The 567-nt window shown below is 57.3% G+C and carries 1 protein-coding gene; it reads left to right on the forward strand.

Annotated elements, in window-relative coordinates; all coding sequences use genetic code 11:
• Positions 1-340: 340 nt before the first annotated feature.
• On the forward strand, positions 341-567 hold a 227-nt coding region (locus JK635_RS27970), incomplete at its 3' end, for a hypothetical protein (RefSeq protein WP_498043855.1).

A 567-nucleotide genomic window follows, 5' to 3' on the forward strand; every position in this document is an offset into this window, starting at 1 on the left:
ATCGGTGAGCGGCTGGCGCCTATTTTCATTCAGTAAGAAGCAACGGCATCCTTGCGCGCCTCCCCCGCGCGCCAGGATGCACAAAGGCTTTCCAGCTGGCGTAAGCCATGCGGGATGCCGGTTTCCACTGTCACGCGTCGAAGCCAAGAACAAGCCCTGTACGGCAAGGTCTACGCCGAACCCAAGCCTTCCCCCGCGGTCAAACCATCCGAGGGTTTAACAGGCGAGCTACGCCTGAAATTTCCTCCCTTTGTCCTACATCGATACGCGCTACGCGCCGACATACCTGCTCGACTGTATTGTCTAAACTGCAATCCTTCATTCAAACAAGGAGATCGACATGGCTGATACATATCAGAACAAGAATCCACGCATGGTGACCGGCCTCTTCAACGACCGCGACAGCGCGGAGCGTGCCTATAACGCAGTGTCGGAGCGCGGCTATACCAAGGATGACGTCAACCTGGTGATGTCCGATGAAACCCGCAACCGTTACTTTGCAGGCGACCAGTCGATTGAAACCGAACTGGGCAGCAAGGCAGCGGAAGGCGCCGGCATCGGCGCAGG

It is taken from the genome of Neobacillus paridis (genome assembly GCF_016765675.1).
Classification (GTDB): Bacteria; Bacillota; Bacilli; order Bacillales; family Cytobacillaceae; genus Neobacillus; species Neobacillus paridis.